We start from the raw sequence: 14,935 nt of genomic DNA, 5'->3' as shown, positions 1-14,935 counted from the left end.
GAAATTTCGCTCGCAAGCTTATGAGCGATTTGTTACTGCATAAGTCACGAAATCAAAACCGATTTACGAACGGATTTATACGGCGTTTTTGACCGGACAGCTCTTTCCCAGTTTCAAAGGGGCGAAAGACGACACGGCGGCGCTGCTGAAAGGCCAATACCAGATGAGCACAGAAGACGACAACAAGGGCGGTCGACGTCCCCCGCATGGACGTGGCGAAGGCCGCGGTGATCGCCCCCGCGGTGACCGCCCAAACGGTACCCGTGGCGAACGCGGCGAGCGACGCTCCGGCCCCCGCGACGATAATTTTCGCGATGGCAAGTCCCGCGATGATCGGCCTCGCCGTGACGATGAACGCGGTGCGCCGCGCAAATTTGGATCGCGCGACACGCAGGATGGTGAAGATAGCGGCGAACGCATCGCCAAGCGCTTGGCGCGTGCCGGTATTGCTTCGCGCCGCGAAGCCGAAACCATGATTGCAGCAGGCCGTATCTCGGTGAACGGCAAGGTTCTCGATACACCTGCGATCAACGTAAAGCGCACGGATGTTATCACAGTCGATGGCAAGCAGTTGAAGCAGGCTGAGCGCACGCGTCTGTGGCTTTATCACAAGCCTGCTGGCCTTGTGACCACCAACCGTGACCCTGAAGGCCGCCCGACCGTATTTGAAGCGCTGCCTGCCGAAATGCCACGTGTGCTTTCTGTTGGCCGTCTCGATATCAACACCGAAGGCTTGTTGCTGCTCACCAATGATGGTGGTCTGTCGCGCGTTCTGGAACTGCCGTCGACCGGCTGGCTGCGTCGCTATCGCGTCCGCGCTCATGGCAAGGTCACGCAAGCGCAGCTCGACGAGCTGAAAAACGGCATCGCCGTAGATGGCGTCTTCTATGGCAGCATTGAAGCGACGCTTGAGCGTGAGCAGGGCGCGAATGTCTGGATTTCGATTGGTCTGCGCGAAGGCAAGAACCGCGAAGTTAAGAACATTCTCGGCGCATTGGGCCTTACCGTTGGACGCCTGATCCGTGTTTCATTTGGTCCTTTCCAGCTTGGCGATCTTGAAGAAGGTGGTGTGCGTGAAATTCGCGGCCGCATTCTGCGCGATCAGCTGGGTGAAAAGCTTGTGGAAGAATCCGGCGCAGATTTCGATGCGCCAGTTCTGAACGAATTTTCCAACACCGTTGTTCAGGGCCGCACTGCGCGCGAAATGGAGCAGCGCGAGCCGCGTGAGCAGGAAGGCGAATATCGCCGTCAGCCACGCGAGCGTGAATGGATTTCGAGCCAGCCGGAGCGTCGCAAGCGTCCGGAAAAGAAAGAAGACAAGGTTGAACCGCGTCGTCGTGGTGGTGTGAATGTCTGGATGGCATCCGGCGCACGTCCGCAAGGCGAAAAAGCTGCGGCAGAAAAAGCTGCGCGTGCTACGGCTCGCGGCGAACGCGCAAGCCGGTCTGAAGGCGATTTCAAGTCTCGTCCACGTCGTTTCGAGGATGGTGATCAGCGTCGTGATGAAGGCCGTGAAGATCGTCCGCGCCGCTTTGAGGGCCGTTCAGAAGGACGTTCCGACAGGCCCGCGGGTCGTTCGGAAGGACGTCCGGCAAGCCGTTCCCCGCGTGGTGAAGGTGATTTCCAGCAGCGTCCACGCCGTTTCGGCGATGGTGATCAGCGCCGCGAAGAAGGTCGCGAGGATCGTCCGCGCCGTTATGAAGGTCGTTCCGAGGGCCGGCCAGAGGGTCGCGGTCCACGTCCGGAAGGCCGCGATGATCGGAAGCAGGAACGCCGTCCGGGCAAGCGCGAGCGCGCCGAGTTGAAGGCTGAAGGCGGTGAAAGATCATCGGGTGGTTATGAAGGTCGCAGCTTCGGCAAGCCTTCAGCTCCGCGCGGTGAAGGCCGTTTTGGTGGTGGAAACGCTGATCGTGGCCCACGCAGCAGTGGACCACGTTCTGGCGAAGGTCGCGGCCCATCGAAGGGTCCGGGAGGCTTTGGCAAGGGTCCGGATCGCGGCGGTTCGGGCGGTAAGCCGAGCAACGGCCGATCCGGCGATGGAAAGCCACGCGGTGGCAAGCCAGGGGGCAGTGGTGCGGATCGTCGGCGGTAAATTCCGCGGGCGCGCGCTCGTAACTCCTGCAACAAATGCGATCCGTCCAACGACGGATCGCACGCGCGAAAGCCTTTTCAATATTCTTGCGCACAGCTTTCCCGATAAGGTGGATGGCGGTCGCGTGCTGGATCTCTTCGCGGGGACGGGCGCGCTCGGGCTTGAAGCTCTTTCTCGGGGTGCCCGCTATGCGGTTTTCGTTGAAGAATCTGCGGAAGGTCGCGGCCTTCTTCGCCAGAATATCGAAGCTTTCGGTCTTCAGGGCCAAACCAAGGTTCTGCGCCGCGATGCCTGCAAACTTGGTGAAGCCGGCACGATGGAGCCCTTCGATCTGATATTTGCTGATCCACCTTATGGTCGCCGCATGGGGGAAAAGGCTCTTTTATCTGCACTGGAAGGTAGTTGGCTTAATCCTGACGCACTTATCGTGCTTGAAGAGGAAGCAGAAGCATCGCTGGAACTGGATGAACGATTCGTCGTTCATGAAGAGCGGAATTATGGTGGCACCATTATTCGTCTCATTCAGTTGAAAGCGCATCCCGAAAAAGTGTGAAACTGTTTTCGGATAAGATGTGCGCGGAAGCAGATAATCAGGGCATTGATCTGACCAAGTGAGATCAAAAGGCGCTTTGATAGGGCTAAAGATTTATCCGGACCCGGGCGACCGGTTTCGGAAACACATTGAATTTTATAGCATTTCCAGCAAAAGTGCGAAGCGGTTTTGCGTCGGATAATGCGTAAAAACAAACAGTTACAGCGGTTCTAATGATTAATTCATCACTGGAACCGCTGTAAATACAGGTCTTGCCGCTCGCCAGACATCTCAAAGCTGTCAGGGCGGAATGAAACTGATTGGAGATGTCGTTTGGTGCATAACCCCTCACTCCGGCACTATTTGTTGTCCACCGCCCTTGGTTTGGCGCTGGCTCTGCCACTTGCAACAGGTTCGGTTCGGGCGCAGACGCCTGCACCCGCTGTAGCAACCGAGGCTGCTCAGCCTGCAGAACAAGCAAATCTGCCAGAAATCACGAAATCCGAAGATATCAGCAGCTTCACGCTGGAAAACGGCCTCAAGGTCGTCGTTATTCCGGATCACCGCGCGCCGGTGGTCACGCAGATGATCTGGTATCATGTCGGTTCAGCTGATGAGGCGCCCGGTGAATCCGGCATTGCGCATTTTCTTGAACATCTGATGTTCAAGGGCACCAAGACCTATCCGGCGGGCGAGTTCTCCGCGAAGATCGCAGCGATCGGCGGTCAGGAAAACGCGTTCACCTCGTATGATTATACGGCCTATTTCCAGCGCGTTGCACCAGATGCGCTCGAAATGGTGATGGGCTATGAATCGGATCGTATGGCCAATCTGGTTCTCGATGAAGAAGCTGTCACGACTGAGCGCGAGGTGATCCTTGAAGAGCGTCGTATGCGGGTGGATTCAAATCCCGCAGCGATGTTGATGGAAAACACCGACGCTGTGCTGTTCTACAACCATCCTTACCGCGTGCCGGTTATCGGCTGGCGGCAGGAAATGGAGAAGCTCAGCCTGAAAGATGCGGTTGATTTCTACCAGCAATATTACACGCCGAATAATGCGACATTGGTTATTGCCGGTGATGTAACGCCGGAACGCGTCCGTGATCTCGTCATGAAAACCTGGGCCAAAATCCCGAAGCGTGCCGATGTTCTGCCGCGTGAGCGTCCACAGGAGCCGGAAAAGCACGCAGCGCGCGTTGTGACGTTGCATGATGATCGCGTGAGCACACCGTCGTTCCGCATGTCATGGCTGGTTCCGTCTTACTCCAATGAGAAGCGCTTCCCTGATGTGAAAGCAGGGGACGCCCCGGCGCTTGATCTGCTGAGCGAAATTCTTGGTGGCTCGCTCCGCTCGCGTCTTTATCAGGAACTGATCGTCAAGCAGGGCATCGCATCCAATACCGGTGCCAGCTATGATGGCGACCCGCTCGATGACGGTACATTCTCGGTTTACGGTTCTCCGCAAAACGGCAAGACACTGGCCGATGTTGAAAAGGCTGTCGATGCCGAAGTTGCTCGCATCATCAAGGACGGTGTGACACAGACCGAACTCGATCAGGCACGCAATCGCTTCCTGAAGGCCGTGACATTCGCGCGTGACAGCCAGTCCGGCATGGCCCGGATTTACGGTTCCACACTCTCCATCGGCATGAGTATCGAAGATATTCAGAAGTGGCCGGATGTGATCAAAGGTGTCACCGTCGAGCAGATCAAGGATGCGGCAAGCCGCTATCTGGTCAAGGACCAGTCGGTGACGAGCTATTTGCTGCCGCCTGATACAGATCCTGAAAATGCACGCGAGAATCCGAATGCTGCCGCTGGCAATGACGAGAATGGCGCGGGAGGAGCAATCCAGTGAGCAAAGCTATTGCGTTGAACGTTAATCGTGCAAAGACCGCGATGATGGCACTTGCAACATCGATGATGTTGCTGATCATTTTGAACCTGCCTGCAAATGCTATCGAAATTCAGGAAGTTGTCTCACCAAAGGGCATCAAAGCCTGGCTGGTTGAGGACAATTCTGTCCCACTCGTTTCGATGCGCTTCTCGTTCAAGGGCGGCACATCGCAGGACCCTGGTGGCAAGGAAGGTCTAGCCAATCTGATGACCGGCCTTTTTGACGAAGGTGCAGGCGATCTCGATTCTGACAGCTTCCAGGAGCGCATTGATAATCTCGGCGGCGAGATGAGCTTTACAGCTTCTCCTGATTCCGTTTCGGGTAGCATCCGTATGCTGGCTGAGAACCGCGACGCGGTCAGCGATCTTCTGGCATTGGCTGTCAACAAGCCGCGCTTTGATCAGGACGCTGTTGACCGCATCCGCCAGCAGGTTGTTGCGAGCCTTGAGGCTTCGCAGCGTAACCCTTCGACCATTGCTTCGCGCAAATTCTCGGAAGTTCTGTACGGCAACCATCCTTATGGTCGCCCGGATGAAGGCACGGTCAAGTCGCTGCAGTCGATCAGCCGCGAAGACCTTGCCACATTCCATCGCAAGAACTTCGCCCGTGATCGTCTGACTGTCGGTGTTGTCGGCTCGATCAATGCCAAGGATCTCGGTGAGATGCTGGACAAGGTGTTTGGCGATCTGCCTGCAAATGCAGAACTGGTGCCGGTGCCGGATGCGAAACTCGCGCTTGGTACGACAACAAGCCTCAGCTTTGATATGCCGCAGACATCGATCAGCTTTGTCTATCCGGCAATTCCGCGCAAAGATCCTGAGTTCTTTGCAGCTTACCTGATGAACCACATTCTTGGCGGCGGCTTCACCTCGCGTCTTTATGCGGAAGTGCGTGAAAAGCGCGGCCTAGCCTATTCGGTCTCGTCATCAATGGCGCTGCGCGATCATGTATCGGCGCTGACGATTTCAACGGCAACCCGCCCTGAAAAGGCACAGGAATCGCTGAAGATCATCCGTGAACAGGTCGCAGCCATGGCAAATGACGGCCCGACTGAAGCGGAGCTTCAAGCTGCCAAGAGCTATCTCAAAGGCTCTTATGCGGTGAACAATCTCGATTCTTCTGTGTCGATTGCCGAAACGCTTGTTGGTCTTCAGGAAGCTGGTCTTGATCGTGAATATATCGACAAGCGCGCTGAATTGATCGATGCGGTGACGCTCGATCAGGTGAAGGCTATTGCCAAAAAGCTTCTGGAAGCAGAACCTGCAATTCTGATTTTCGGGCCTGCGCAGTCCTAACACTTAGGTAAAACAAATATTGGAGCGCGCCATGGAAGCGCTCCAATACGCCGTGAGGAAAGCTTCATGGATATAAGCATACCCACATCTCCGCGTATCGCGGTCGCCTTTGGCGGCGGCGGTGCTCGCGGTATCGCGCATATCCATATTATCGAAGTGCTGGATGAACTCGGCATCAAGCCGGTGGCCATTGCCGGTTCATCCATCGGCTCGATTGTCGGTGCCGGAATGGCAAACGGAATGAGCGGCCAGGAAATTCACGAATATATGGCGGCGATTTTTAATCGCCGTTCGGAAGTTGCGCGCCGCATGTGGCAGGCGCGGCCTGAACGCTGGGTGGAGCTGCTGAAAGGCGGTTTCCGCGTTAGCCAGTTCAACATTGAAAAGATTCTGGAAGTTTTCCTTCCTGCTTCTCTGCCGGAGAACGTGGAAGAGCTGAAAATCCCGATGAGCATCACGGCCTCGGATTTTCACGCAGCACTCGAGCTGAATATCGAGCAGGGTGATCTGCGCTCGGCGATCGCTGCTTCCTGCGCCATTCCGCCTGTCTTCCGTCCCGTGCGCCGTGGTGGACGCATTCTGGTTGATGGCGGATTGCTTAATCCGGTTCCGTTCGATCTCCTATTCGATAAAGCCGATATTGTTATCGGCATCGACGTCGTGGGCGCGCCTGTTGGCCCTGATGACTACATGCCGACAACGATTGAAGCGGTGATGGGTGCAAACCAGCTGACCATGTGCTCGATTATCGAGAACAAGTTCCGCAATCGTCCGCCGCATATTTTCCTGCGTCCGAATGTTGAACGGATTGGCTTGCTCGACTTCCTGAAATTCGAGCAGATTCTGTCGCAAAGCGTCGATATCCGCGAAGAACTGAAGATCGCACTCGAAACGGTTTTAAGCGGCAAGCCAAAAGCCGCCGCTTCCTGAGATTAGCGCGGTTCCAGCGAATACTGAATCATTGGAACCGCTTCCCACTTTTGCCGGAAGTGCATTATTCAGCCGCAACTGCGGCTGACGGGGTACCCTCATCAACACTTGCAACCGCATCGATATTGTCGCCAGCCTTATCGATGCGCTGACCTTCGCGGGTTGGCTTCACCAGAGGTTCAGGCGTTACCGGCTTGTTGAACAGCAGGTGACGGCCGGCCATGATACCTTCCGAAGCCTGAACATGCAGCCGGTCTTCGTCACGCTGCCTCACATCTTCGCGAATAGCATAGGCATTGGCCTCGGACAGACCAAGCCCTTCCAGCGTGCGCTGGCCAAAAAGCAGACCTGATTCAAAGGTTTCGCGCAGTTCATATTCGACGCCCTGAGCACGCAGCTGCAGCGTATGTTCACGATCATAAGACCGCACAAACAGACGCACATCGGGATATTCCGACTGGATCAGATTGACGATCCGGTTGGTGATTTCCTTCTTATGCGTGCAGACAGCGACAATCTTGGCATGGCGGATACCGGCGGCTTCAAGCACGTCCTTGCGGGTGCCGTCGCCGAAATAAATGCGGAAGCCGAATTTGCCCGCGGCTCTCACACGGTTGGGCGAGTTGTCGATAACAGTCACGTCGATGCCACCAGCGAGCAATATCTGCGCGGAAATCTGTCCGTAACGCGAAAAGCCGATCATCAGAACGTCAGAGCCAGCGCCTTCGAAGTTCTCTTCGATGACATCTTCCGTCTTGTCCTTAATCAGCAGTTTCGAGCCAATGGCAACTGAAAGCGGGGTCAGCGCCATCGAAACGGTAACGGCCGCAACCAGTTCTGAACTCAGTGCATTGGAAATCACCGCAGCCGCGGCAGCGGCTGAAAACAACACGAAGGCAAACTCGCCGCCCTGCGGCAGCAGGAATGCTACACGGATCGCATCATTGTGGTTTGAACGGAAGATGCGGCACAGCACATAGGTAATCGCTGCTTTCACAATCATAAAGATTGGAACCGCGATCAGGATTGTCTGCCAATATTGCAGGATAACGCTCAGATTGAGCGACAAGCCGACAGCGACAAAGAACAGGCCGAGGAAAATACCGCGAAATGGTTCGATGTCTGCTTCCAGTTCATGACGATAGGATGATTCTGCGAGCAGAACGCCCGCAATGAATGCACCCATAGCCATGGAAAGACCGGCCGACTCCAGCAGGCTTGCCGACCCAAGCACCACAAACAGCGCTGCTGCGATCATGACTTCGCGCGCACCCGTATTGGCAATAATCCGGAACATTGGATTGATCAGATAGCGACCCGCGATGACAAGGGCTGCAATGGCTGCAATGGCTGTTGCCAAATGAAATCCCGCAGTCATTTGCGAGGGTTCGTTGGGCGACAACGCAGGAATGATTGCAAGAATCGGGACGATTGCGAGATCCTGAAACAACAGGATCGCGAAAGCGCGCTGTCCATGCTTCTGGTTCGTTTCTGCACGATCTTCCAGCACCTGCATGGCAAAGGCTGTTGAAGAAAGCGCCAAGCCAAATCCGATGATGATGGCTGCTTCCGTGCTTAATCCCGCCAGATAGATGCCCAAGGCTGCAAGGGCTGATCCAGTCAGCAGAACCTGTGCAGCGCCCAATCCAAAAATTGAATGTCCCAAAGCCCATAGGCGCGACGGCTTCAGTTCAAGGCCGATGATGAACAGAAGAAAGACGACGCCGAGTTCCGAAAAATGCAGCAGTTCTTCGCCGTCCGAGATCAGGCGCGCCACTGGACCGATCACGATACCGGCTGCGAGGTAGCCCAGAACTGTGCCGAGCCCAAGCCGCTTGAAGAGGGGCGCCGCAATAATTGCACCACCCAGAATCATCAGAGCCTGTAAGTAGAGACTTCCGCCAGTTGCGACCATTTTATGCTCTTGAGTTATGCTTTGGAATTCGAAGAATGTGAGGGCTTGCCTTGAAGCCCCAGCATTTCGGCAATATAGGAGTACGATATGGCTCTAATCAGTCCGATGTCGAATAATTTGACATAAGTTTTTGCAAATTCCGATTACGGCTGTTTACATAGCGTGGCTCCATTCTGGCGCCTTCTTAGCCTCTCAGTCTTGGATTATATAATGATTTCAGATAATTCGCCGGGTAAACTTGTCGACCGTGCAGCGCAGCTTGTTGCCGCTGCAAAGCGTGCCGGTGCCGATCATGCTGACGCAGTTGTGATCCGTGCCCGTTCGGTCAGCGTGTCCGTTCGCCTTGGCAAGGTAGAGGGAACCGAATCGTCGGAAAGCGACGATTTTTCATTGCGCGTTTTCGTAGGTCGCCGAATTGCCAGTGTTTCTGCAAATGCGGGCAGCGATCCCGACAGATTGGCTGAGCGTGCCGTTGCTATGGCGAAGGTCGCGCCGGAAGACCCCTTTGAGCAATTGGCCGATCCTTCGCTTCTGGTTAAGCAGCCGCGCGATCTCGATCTTTTTGACGCGACACAGATCGACACAGCACGCCTGACGGCTGATGCACTTGCCACAGAAGAGGCAGCGCGCGCGGTTGCAGGTGTCACCAATTCCGGCGGCGCAGGCGCTTCGAGCAGCATGGGCGGCCTTGTGCTGGTCACGTCCTCGGGTTTCGCGGGCGAATATGCCGCCACGCGTTTTGGTCGTTCGGTATCCGCGATTGCAGGCGAAGGTACCAAGATGGAGAGGGATTATGATTTCAGCTCCCGCCTTCATTTCGCTGATCTTGATACGCCTGAAAATATTGGCCGACGCGCGGGTGAACGCGCAGTTCGCCGCCTGGGCGCACGGCAGGCCAAAACCGGTCCGGTCAATGTGGTTTTCGATCCACGCCTGGCGCGCGGTATTGCAGCCCATCTTGCCAGCGCTATCAATGGTGCATCGGTTGCCCGCAAGACCAGTTTTCTGCGTGACAGTTTAGGCAAGCAGATTTTGAAATCAGGTATCAGTGTTACGGATAACCCGTTGCGGGTTCGTGGTTCTTCGTCACGTCCGTTCGATGGCGAAGGTATTGAAGGTCAGCCGCTTACGATGATTGAGAACGGTGTGCTTAATCATTGGCTGCTCTCCGGTTCGAGCGCCCGCGAGCTGAGCCTTATCGGCAATGGTCGTGGCGTGCGTTCGGGCTCAGGCGTGTCGCCTGCCTCAACCAATTTTGCGATCGAGCCGGGCTCGGAAACGCCGGAAGATCTGATCCGGTCTTTGGGAACAGGTTTCTATGTGACGGAAGTTTTCGGGCAGGGCGTCGACATGATTACCGGCCAATATAGTCGCGGTGCATCGGGCTTCTGGATTGAGAATGGCGAACTTGCTTATCCTGTGAGTGAAGTCACAATTGCTTCTAATCTCAAGGATATGTTCCTCAATATGACGCCTGCATCCGACATTGATCGGAATTTCGGGATGACTGCACCCACCCTCGTGATCGAAGGCATGACCCTTGCCGGAAATTGAGAAACGAAAAGATATCCAGAACGAGCTTGAACTTCTGCGCCATGCGGCGCGAGAGGCAGGCCGTATTGCCATGCGCTATTTCGGGCAGTCGCCGGAGGTCTGGCTGAAAGACGGGCAGTCGCCGGTCAGTGAAGCCGATCTCGCGGTTGATCACTATCTCAAGGAAGTGCTGCTTGAAGCGCGTCCCGATTATGGCTGGATTTCTGAAGAAACCGCAGATGACCGCGTGGCTGCGAAACGACGGCGCGCATTTGTAATCGATCCCATCGACGGCACGCGCGCTTATATCGGTGGCCAGTCCCAATGGTGCGTGAGTGTGGCGATTGTGGAAGACGGCAAGCCGATTGCCGGTGTTCTGCAATGTCCAGTGCTAAATGAGGTCATTGAAGCGGGCAAAGGGTTCGGTGCATCGCAGAACGGTTTGCCGATAAGTACCCGTTTGCCACAAGATGGCCATAAAATTGCCATGGCTTCGGCAAAAAGAATGGTGGAAATTCTGCCAGAAGCGTGGCGTGATCGCGTGATTTTGCACCCATATGTGCCTTCTCTTGCATATCGCATTGCGATGGTTGCACGGGGTGATATTGCCGGTACCTTCATTCGGCCAAATTCACATGATTGGGACTTGGCCGCAGCTGATCTCATTCTGAGTGAGTCGGGCGGGGCACTCTTGACCGATGGTGCTGAGCCTCTCATCTATGGTGGGCCGACGCTGCAGCATGGTGCGCTGGTAGCCTCCAGCGGAAACCTTTTGCAGGAAATGTTGAGTGTTGTCGCGGACTGGCCATTGAGCTAATCATGCGGCGAATAGGTTTGTTTCAAGGGATATTGTCATGAGTGCCGAAGGCGACAAAAAGCAGCTTCTTCATCTGGTATTTGGCGGTGAGCTGACCAAGCTCGGAACCGTCCAGTTCCGCGATCTCGACAATCTCGATGTCGTTGGGATTTATCCAGATTACGAATCTGCAAAGACGGCCTGGAAGTCCAAGGCGCAGCAGACAGTAGACAACGCTCATATGCGTTATTTCATTGTGCATCTGCACCGCTTGCTGGACCCGGAAGGCGTAGACCTGAAGGCGGAATAAGCGCCTTTTGTCTGCACCGCGCGAAGATCATATGGCTCAGGAAAAAGATGCCCCGGTGAAGACCGGTGCACGTACCCGTTCAGACAGTGCTGGCAAGCGGTTGTGGCGTCGCATTCGCGGCCCACTCGCTCGCTCTGCCTTTGTCCGCTCGGCATTGGTACAATTGATTTCCAGCTATATGAAATTCGTGAAGGTGACGAACCCACTTATTAAGGGTTCCGCTGACCCCAAAGTCTTTTTGATCGAGAACAGCCCTTCAATCGTTACCTTTTGGCATGGCCAGCACATTATGGCGGCTGCCGTGCGCCCGCATAATCTCGAAGTTGTGGCAATGTTCTCACGGAGTGCGGATGCTGAGCTGAATGCGCGGGTTGCCGAAAAATTCGGATTCATCACTGTGCGCGGTTCCGGTGGCCGTGGCGAAGGAAACTCCGCCAAAAAGGGTGGCGCGCGCGCACTGCTCACACTTAAAAACGCATTAAAAAAAGGGCAATCGGTTTCGATGATTGCCGATATTGCCCATGGCAAAGCGCGTGAAGCGGGCGAAGGAATTATTTTGCTGGCCAAATTGTCAGGTCGGCCAATTATGCCTTGCGCTTATGCTTTTTCTCGCAATCATGTCCTTCAGAAGACATGGGACAAGACCACAATTCCATTGCCATTTGGACGTTCGACAATAGTCTACGGCGAGCCGGTCTGGGTGGATGCAAATGCCGATGAGGCAGAACTGGAAGAAAAGCGCATGGAACTGACGCGCCAGCTTAATGACGCGACGACCAAGGCCTATGGCGCATTGGAGACGAGCAAATGAGTGAACGTTGGGCACGAAACATGCTGTCGGCCTATCGTATGCTCGGCTCTGCCGCCTATCCATTCATCGGAACTTACATTTCCTATCGCGCCTCGCGGGGCAAGGAAGAACGTGTGCGGCGCGGCGAGCGCTACGGCAAGACTTCCATTGCAAGACCGCAAGGCCCGGTCATCTGGGCTCATGCTGCAAGTGTGGGTGAGTCGGTGGCGATGACGCCGCTGATCGAAAGCATTGTTGCAACCGGCATTCATATCGTCATGACGACGGGGACGGTCACGTCCGCCAAGCTCGTTGCCGATCAGCTGGGCAATCAGGTCATCCATCAATATGCACCGCTTGATCTGCAACCCGCCGTCAACAATTTCCTCAATCACTGGAAGCCAGATCTCGCAATCGGCTGTGAGTCGGAAATCTGGCCCGCAACGGTTCTTTCGCTTGGCGCGCGCCATATCCCGCAGGTACTCGTTAACGGTCGCCTGTCGGATCGATCCTTTGCCGCATGGCAGAAACGACCGGAACTTGCCGAGGCACTGTTTGAAAATTTCGCGCATGTGATTGCGCAGTCCGAGCTTGACGGTGATCGTTTCCGCGCGCTTGGCGCAAGACCCGTAAGCGTTTCGGGTAATCTCAAAGTTGATACCGCGCCCGCACCTGCTGATCCGGCAGCGCTCGCAACATTGCAGCGCCAGATTGCCGGACGGCGTACCTGGGCTGCGATCTCCACGCATGACGGTGAAGAAGAAATCGCTGCCGAAGTGCACCAAATGTTGAAAGTGCGCTATCCACGTCTTGTCACAATCATTGTCCCACGCCATCCAAATCGGGCGCCGGAAATCGAAGCCATGCTTGGCGCAAAGGGGCTGAAAGTTGCAGCACGCAGCCGTGGCGATGTGATTGAAGCGGATACGGATATTCTGCTCGGCGATACGATTGGTGAAATGGGCCTTTATCTGCAGCTCACCGAAATCGCTTTTATCGGCAATTCGCTGACCAAGGAAGGTGGGCACAATCCGCTAGAGCCCGCCATGATGGGAACAGCCGTACTCACCGGCAAGAATGTTCAGAACTTCCGCGAATCTTTCCAGCGTCTCATCAAAAACGGTGGCGCGCGCGTGGTGAAGGATCGCAACATGCTCGCTGGCGCGATCAATTTCCTTTTCAACAATCCGCAGCATTTGCGCAGCATGATTACTGCCGGCGCGAATACGGTGAAGGACATGCGCGGTGCGCTCGATCGTACTCTGAGCTCGCTAGAACCCTTCATTCAGCCGCTGATCCTGCAGGCGCAGTTACCGGGCAATCGCAGTGAAGTGCCGTTCATCAATGGCGGCATCTGAGCATGGCGAGCGAGGCACCACCCTTCTGGTGGGATAAGCCTAACTGGCGTGCTTATGGTCTGGCGCCGCTATCCTGGATTTACGGAGCCGTTGCGGGTCGCAGGCTTCTTAAAGCCGAGCCACCCAAAGTCCCTGCACCTGTTCTTTGTATCGGTAATTTCACGGTCGGCGGTGCTGGTAAAACACCGACCGCAATTGCCTTTGCAAAAGCTGCAAAGGAACGCGGTCTGCATCCCGGCATCGTTTCGCGCGGTTATGGCGGCAATTACAAGGGCCTGCATATCGTTGACCCGTCTGCGGATAGCGCGCGCCATGTCGGTGACGAACCGCTACTGCTTGCACGACATGCTCCAGTGGCGCTTTGCCCGGATCGGCTGAAATCGGCGTTGGAATTGCATCAGCGCGGCTGCGATTTCATCATCATGGATGATGGGTTTCAGAGCGCACGCCTGCATACGGATTTTTCTCTGCTGGTGGTGGATTCAACACGCGGTATTGGAAATGGCAAAGTCATTCCGGCTGGTCCATTGCGTGCTCCTTTGACGGATCAGATGCGCAAGACAGACGCTGTTCTGCGAATCGGCAAGGGTGCAGAAGCCGATTTTGTTGTTCGACAGGCTTCGCGTGCCGGGCGTGCCGTCTATGAGGCGCAGTTGCAGCCTTCATCATCGGCTGACGTTGCAGGCAATCGCTGGCTGGCTTTTGCGGGAATCGGCAATCCGTCCAAGTTTTTCGCAAGTGTGCAGCAGGCTGGTGGCGAAGTTGCGGAAGGGAAAACCTTCCCTGATCACTATAGCTATCAACCGGACGATATCGCCAAGCTGATTGAAACGGCAGAAAAGCTTGGCGTCGGTCTGATCACGACAGCCAAGGATCATGTGCGCCTTGTAACAATGAGCGACGTTCCGAATGCGTTTATTCGAAATCTCGCCGTGCTGGATGTTGCTCTGGCATTTGAACGCAAAGACGCAGTTGGCCGTATTCTTGATACGGCAATCGAGCGTTACAAGGTCCGCTCGATTTAGAGCGCATCCCGAAAAGTGGGAAGCGGTTTTCGGAACAAGATGTGCGCAAAAATAGTTCGATAGTGCATTCTCAACGATTCAATGAAAGCCGGAAATGCTCTACGCTTTCTTGCGGCTGCGCAATTCGGGATTGAGTTCAAGCTCACGCTCATAGGAAATCAGGCCCGTTGCATAGGCTTCCTGACGAGCAACGCTCCAATATTTCAGCTCGTCGAGCGGAATTTGTGTGCTTGTAACCGCGCAGACAACATAAGAGCCGTGCTTTACGATTTCAAAATCGCCGTCGAGATAACGCAGCACTGCTTCTGACGAGCGCGGGGATTCAAATCTGTTCATTTTGTAGTTCCTCAGAGCATGTGTCCTATCGGAGTGAAACGAGGATCGATGGGATTATGCTTCATGTAAATAGGTTTTAGAACGCCTTCCGATCTGATTGAGACAGATCGAAAGGCGCTCTAAT

Annotated in this window: 13 protein-coding genes; 11 read left to right on the top strand and 2 right to left on the bottom strand. The window is 55.2% G+C overall.

Features of this window, described 5'->3' with window-relative positions:
• Positions 1-163 precede the first annotated feature (163 nt).
• The 5 genes from ABWV94_RS07730 (at position 164) to ABWV94_RS07710 (ending at position 6,748) form a co-directional block, all read left to right on the top strand.
• Complete coding sequence (locus tag ABWV94_RS07730; protein WP_353412990.1) at positions 164-2,092, top strand: pseudouridine synthase; 1,929 nt, start codon at positions 164-166, stop codon at positions 2,090-2,092.
• Positions 2,073-2,645 (top strand): 16S rRNA (guanine(966)-N(2))-methyltransferase RsmD, encoded by a 573-nt coding sequence (gene rsmD, locus ABWV94_RS07725; RefSeq protein ID WP_353413521.1) that lies wholly within the window; start codon positions 2,073-2,075, stop codon positions 2,643-2,645. Before ABWV94_RS07730 ends, rsmD begins: the two co-directional genes overlap by 20 nt.
• A 315-nt stretch (positions 2,646-2,960) precedes the next feature.
• Positions 2,961-4,484, top strand: coding sequence for a M16 family metallopeptidase (locus tag ABWV94_RS07720; protein WP_105520150.1), 1,524 nt, complete (start codon positions 2,961-2,963; stop codon positions 4,482-4,484).
• A gap of 41 nt (positions 4,485-4,525) precedes the next feature.
• A complete protein-coding gene (locus ABWV94_RS07715) occupies positions 4,526-5,818 on the top strand; it encodes a M16 family metallopeptidase (RefSeq protein WP_353413519.1) in 1,293 nt (430 codons plus the stop codon).
• A 66-nt stretch (positions 5,819-5,884) separates the two neighbouring features.
• Complete coding sequence (locus ABWV94_RS07710) at positions 5,885-6,748, top strand: patatin-like phospholipase family protein (protein ID WP_353412988.1); 864 nt, start codon at positions 5,885-5,887, stop codon at positions 6,746-6,748.
• A 64-nt stretch (positions 6,749-6,812) separates the two neighbouring features.
• On the opposite strand, the gene ABWV94_RS07705 is transcribed toward ABWV94_RS07710, so the two are convergent.
• The gene (locus tag ABWV94_RS07705) at positions 6,813-8,663 is read right to left on the bottom strand and encodes a monovalent cation:proton antiporter-2 (CPA2) family protein (RefSeq protein WP_353412986.1); all 1,851 of its coding nucleotides are present in this window, start codon (positions 8,661-8,663) and stop codon (positions 6,813-6,815) included.
• Between the two features lie 210 nt (positions 8,664-8,873).
• Here ABWV94_RS07705 and ABWV94_RS07700 point away from each other — a divergent pair, with 210 nt between their 5' ends.
• From ABWV94_RS07700 to lpxK, 6 genes are read left to right on the top strand one after another with little or no spacing between them, the layout of a single operon-like run.
• Positions 8,874-10,217: a TldD/PmbA family protein gene (locus ABWV94_RS07700; RefSeq protein ID WP_113496811.1), complete on the top strand. Its 1,344-nt coding sequence runs from the start codon at positions 8,874-8,876 to the stop codon at positions 10,215-10,217.
• Positions 10,204-11,013 (top strand): 3'(2'),5'-bisphosphate nucleotidase CysQ, encoded by an 810-nt coding sequence (locus ABWV94_RS07695; protein ID WP_113496809.1) that lies wholly within the window; start codon positions 10,204-10,206, stop codon positions 11,011-11,013. Before ABWV94_RS07700 ends, ABWV94_RS07695 begins: the two co-directional genes overlap by 14 nt.
• Positions 11,014-11,050: 37 nt before the next feature.
• A complete protein-coding gene (locus ABWV94_RS07690; protein ID WP_007878087.1) occupies positions 11,051-11,302 on the top strand; it encodes a DUF4170 domain-containing protein in 252 nt (83 codons plus the stop codon).
• A gap of 31 nt (positions 11,303-11,333) precedes the next feature.
• Positions 11,334-12,113, top strand: a complete 780-nt coding sequence (locus tag ABWV94_RS07685; RefSeq protein ID WP_235911255.1) for a lysophospholipid acyltransferase family protein — start codon at positions 11,334-11,336, stop codon at positions 12,111-12,113.
• Complete coding sequence (gene waaA / locus ABWV94_RS07680; RefSeq protein ID WP_353412983.1) at positions 12,110-13,450, top strand: lipid IV(A) 3-deoxy-D-manno-octulosonic acid transferase; 1,341 nt, start codon at positions 12,110-12,112, stop codon at positions 13,448-13,450. The genes ABWV94_RS07685 and waaA overlap by 4 nt, the downstream gene beginning before the upstream one ends.
• 2 nt (positions 13,451-13,452) lie before the next feature.
• The gene (lpxK, locus tag ABWV94_RS07675) at positions 13,453-14,475 is read left to right on the top strand and encodes a tetraacyldisaccharide 4'-kinase (RefSeq protein ID WP_113496807.1); all 1,023 of its coding nucleotides are present in this window, start codon (positions 13,453-13,455) and stop codon (positions 14,473-14,475) included.
• 99 nt (positions 14,476-14,574) lie between these two features.
• On the opposite strand, the gene ABWV94_RS07670 is transcribed toward lpxK, so the two are convergent.
• Positions 14,575-14,811 carry a DUF2093 domain-containing protein gene (locus tag ABWV94_RS07670; protein WP_007878094.1) on the bottom strand — a complete coding sequence of 79 codons (237 nt, stop codon included), beginning with the start codon at positions 14,809-14,811 and terminating at the stop codon, positions 14,575-14,577.
• Between the last annotated feature and the right edge of the window lie 124 nt (positions 14,812-14,935).

The organism is Brucella sp. NBRC 12953, from assembly GCF_040369775.1.
GTDB lineage: Bacteria > Pseudomonadota > Alphaproteobacteria > Rhizobiales > Rhizobiaceae > Brucella > Brucella pseudogrignonensis.
The sequence above is the reverse complement of the archived record's forward strand: the minus strand, read 5'-3'. Positions and strand labels throughout refer to the sequence as shown.